This window comes from Protofrankia sp. Cas8, from assembly GCF_963555845.1.
Classification (GTDB): Bacteria; Actinomycetota; Actinomycetes; order Frankiales; family Frankiaceae; genus Protofrankia.
On the sequence record NZ_CAUVXI010000327.1, the window covers coordinates 1 to 3740 of the forward strand.

Here is a 3740-nt window from a genome sequence, read left to right on the forward strand (position 1 = left end):
CGCCGGCCGGCGCGACGGAGAGTGAATTCGGATGGCGAACGATGAGCCGGGCCTACATACCGTCCTCCTGAAGTTCTTGGAGGTACTCGAACTCACCGTTCGTACTGACCTCGATGGCCAAGATGCAACAACCAACACACAGATCATAAACAGCAAAATTCAATCTCTGGTGCAAAACATCCAAAGTCCTGAAGGTCTCATCATGCAAAAGGAGGTCGCAATGGGTGACAATTATACGGTAGGGCAGGCTGGAGCGGTCGGACCAAACGCCCATGGCCACGACAACACCTTTTCTCAAGCGTGGACACAGGGATCGAAAGAAATTGATCTCCCTTCGCTGAAGAGAGAACTTTCGGCGCTCAGGTCCGAGATGAAGGCGCGAGCCACGGAACCGGAGCACGATGTCGCTGTCGCGGAAATCGCCCAGGCAGAGGTAGCCGCATCCAAGGGCGACGGTCAGACAGTGATGACTCACCTGGCGCACGCAGGTAAATGGGCACTCGGAATAGCCTCGGCAATTGGTGCGGCACTTGCGGCGAGCGCTATTGGTTCGGCAATTGGGTCGTAATGCTGACGGTGGCCTCTTAGGAAGGTCGCCTATCGCATCAAACTCGGCATTCGGCCGCGCTCGCTGCCATGTACCTAGCCGTTCTCGGTCTCGCCGAGGCCCGGCATTGGAGGCCTTGAATCTGGCGCCAGGTTTGCGTCGTCGTGGGTACGGCGGGTTGAGATGCCGTGGCGCGGCCATCACCAACTCGGCCCGGCTACCGGCATCCCAGAAACTGTTGGGTAGGCCGCGCGTCGAGGTGCCCGCCGGAAGCGGGTCCTTTTACGCGCGGCCTACCCAACCAAACGGGTCCTGGCGCTGGTCAAGGCGTTCCTGAAGGCCGGGGTCCTCACGGAACTTGGCGAAAACAGGGAGACGCACACCGGCACGCCGCAAGGCGGGTTATGTTCAGCTGAACATAACCCGCCTAATGCGCAGCGTCGGCCTGTCGGCCCTGGTGAGGGCTTGGTCGGGGGTGGAGCGCTGCACATAAGGCGCCGAGGATTCTGATCAGCGGTTCGGTATGGTGCCGGGCCTGCATGATCGGAGGTCGGTCGTAATGGTTGGTTTATCCGTTTTGGTGTCGAGTTTGGACGCGGAGTTAAAGCGTCTTGGCTACAAGGACTCGACGATGGTCTGGTACCGGGGCTGCTGGCGCCGCCTGGAGAGGTATTTCGGCTCTCCGCAGTTGGCCAGAGGTCGTAGTCGTCTGATTACGTGGCGGTCGCGTATGCGGTTACGGTCGGTCGCCACGGCGGGCGGGCGGCGCGGGAGGCGGTGTACCGGGCCCGGAGTTGCTGGTTGGCGACGTTGGTCATCCCGAACGCCACCCGGTAGATCAGCTTCGTGAGGCGGTTGACGCCCTCGGCGGCCGCGTTGGAGATCCCGTGCTAGACCGCGTTCGTGATCTCCTCGAGCCAGTTGTCGATGGTCTCGGTCGCGGTGACGAGCTCGGGGATGCCGGTACCGAAGGTCGCGACGTGGTCGAAGAACCGGAACAGCGCGTGCGCGATCTCGGTGCGGGTGATTGGCCGGCCGGTCCGTGACGGGGAGAGCGCGAGCACCCTGAGCAGCAGGTTCGTCGCGGTCCAGGACACGCGCAGGTCGTGGACGGCGTCGCCGTCGATCATGACGAGTTCGCCGAGTTCGCCGAGTCCGTCGAGGATTTTCCGTCGGCCGCGGTCCGAGAGCCGGCCGGGCCCGTAGCGCAGCGCGTTCGTGAGCTGGTACTCGATGTCGGTGGCGCGGCCGCGCCGGCCGTGGAGCTGGTGGCTGATGCGTCGTCGCACGTCATCGCACATCGTGCCCATGTGCCGGGCGACGTGAAAATGATCAGCTGCGACGATCGCGTGCGGGAGCGCCTCGCGGGCGACGGCCCGGTAGGAGGTCGACATGTCGATCGTGACCGCCCAGATCCCGTCGCGCCAGGCCGCCGGCTGGGCACGGATCCAGGCGATCACGGGGGCCTTCGTTCGGGTCTCGACCACGCCGAGCAGGCCGTGCCCGCCCGCGGAGTCGGTCACCATGGTCTGCCAGCGGTCGGCCTCGGGTTCCCACCCGCCCTCGTCGCCGCGGCGGTAGCGCGGCTTCCCGCGGCGCTGGTCGTCGAGCCCGAGAACGCCCGTCGCGGGCAGCGGGCCGAACACCGACCGCAACCGGCGCCGGTTCTCCTGCTCGTCCTGCGGCTCGGTCCCGGGCTCGTCCGCCAACGGCGACGCACCGGCCGCACCGGTGCGTGACCAGCACCGGCACCTCGTCAGCCTCCTCGCGCGCGGCCGGGCCGACGGCCGGCTCGTCGGCGAGGACCGGGACGAGCAGCTCACTGGCCACCTCCTGCTCACTGACCGTGATGCCCGCCCGTTCGGTGAGTCCGACGAACGCGCCGTGCGCCGTGTGCCAGGCCACCCGCGCCCACCGAGCGGCCACGTCGACGGACAGCACGCCGTCACCGACCAGATGCCCGAGCGTGTCGAGCGCGGACAGCGTCACCCGCCCGCCCGGCGCGGTGAACCCCGCCGGGCGGGCGAACGACCCCCGCTCACAGGCCTCGCTCCCGCAGGCCAGGACCCGTTTGTCGAGTGTCACCCGCAGCGGCACCATCACGAAGTGCCGCGCCGTGTGGCCGACCCGCTCCTTCACGCGCACCGCCACGGCCCCGCAGCCAGGACAGCGACACTCCGTCTCCGGCGCCGTCACCACATGCAGTACCGCCGAACCATCCGCCTCGAACTCCAACACCTCGGCCACGAACCCCGGCAACCCCAGCACCGCCGCCACCGCACGACCAGCCGTAGCCTCGAACAACGACGCACCCGTTCTTCTGGCGATCACGGACCTTAGACAAGTCGTGATCTTCCCGGATGGGCGGGTACGTCCTTTTCACGACCCCAGACCTGTCACGCTCCGCCACAACAACAGGTCACGGATGGTCAGCTATCAAACACGATCTCTGGGCAAGTACGGAGAGCCGATAACCGTCGTCGAACACCTTGGTGTTCGCTCGCCCGCACCGAGTGGACACCAAGGTGTTCGGCTTCCTGGCACATCTCCAGGGTGAACCCGTAAAGCCGGGAGAAATCCCTGCCTTGGCCGGGTGGATTGCGCAGGTCGAAGTAGATGCCGACGTTCACCGCTCACGTCCCGTCGTGCGCCTGGCGGCTGACCGGTGCGGCCGTGAGGAGTGGCCAGAGCATGCTCTGTCCCTGCGCGACGACATGGCGGCCGAGGACGGTGCTCCAGTAGCGTTCCGAGCCGTACTCGTCGCGCCAGGACCACAGCCGGCGGGTGAAGTACTGAAGCGGGAACTCCATCGTCAGCCCGATCGCGCCGTGGATCTGATGGGCCCGGGCCGCGACCTCGCCGGCTGCCCGGCCCGCGATCAGTTTCGCTGCCGCCACCGCCATGATCGCCTCGCGGGACGGCGGGTCACCGACCGCCACACCGCCGCCACCCCCCAGAGACGCGCGATCCCGTACATGCACACCACCCGTCTCGCCCACGGCACCCGCCACACCTGCGTGGCCGGCCTCGGCCGCGACGAGCGCCTCGGTCGCCGTCTGGGCTGCGTGGCCGGCCAGCGCCGACTCCTCGGCGAGGAGAGCCAGATGCCGGCCGACCGCCTGAAACCGCCGGATGGGCTGGCCGAACTGCGTCCGCTGAGCGGCAAACGCCGTGGTCGCCACAACGATGTGCC

At 67.0% G+C, this 3740-nt stretch carries 2 protein-coding genes and 2 pseudogenes; 2 read left to right on the forward strand and 2 right to left on the reverse strand.

Annotated elements, in window-relative coordinates; all coding sequences use genetic code 11:
* The first annotated feature begins 31 nt into the window (after positions 1-31).
* Positions 32-568, forward strand: a complete 537-nt coding sequence (locus U9977_RS26260) for a hypothetical protein (RefSeq protein ID WP_322751959.1) — start codon at positions 32-34, stop codon at positions 566-568.
* Between the two features lie 279 nt (positions 569-847).
* Positions 848-958, forward strand: a pseudogene (locus tag U9977_RS27325) (RNA-directed DNA polymerase); the annotation flags it as partial.
* Positions 959-1260: 302 nt separating this feature from the next.
* On the opposite strand, the pseudogene U9977_RS26265 reads toward U9977_RS27325, so the two are convergent.
* Both U9977_RS26265 and U9977_RS26270 read right to left on the reverse strand, forming a co-directional pair.
* Positions 1261-2073, reverse strand: a pseudogene (locus U9977_RS26265) (ISL3 family transposase).
* 1107 nt (positions 2074-3180) lie between these two features.
* A partial coding sequence (locus U9977_RS26270; protein ID WP_322751960.1) for an acyl-CoA dehydrogenase family protein occupies positions 3181-3740 on the reverse strand: 560 nt, incomplete at its 5' end.

Excerpts from the sequence above, each read along its gene's own strand:
- U9977_RS26260 (WP_322751959.1), top strand. The coding sequence starts at position 32 with ATGGCGAACGATGAGCCGGGCCTACATACCGTCCTCCTGAAGTTCTTG.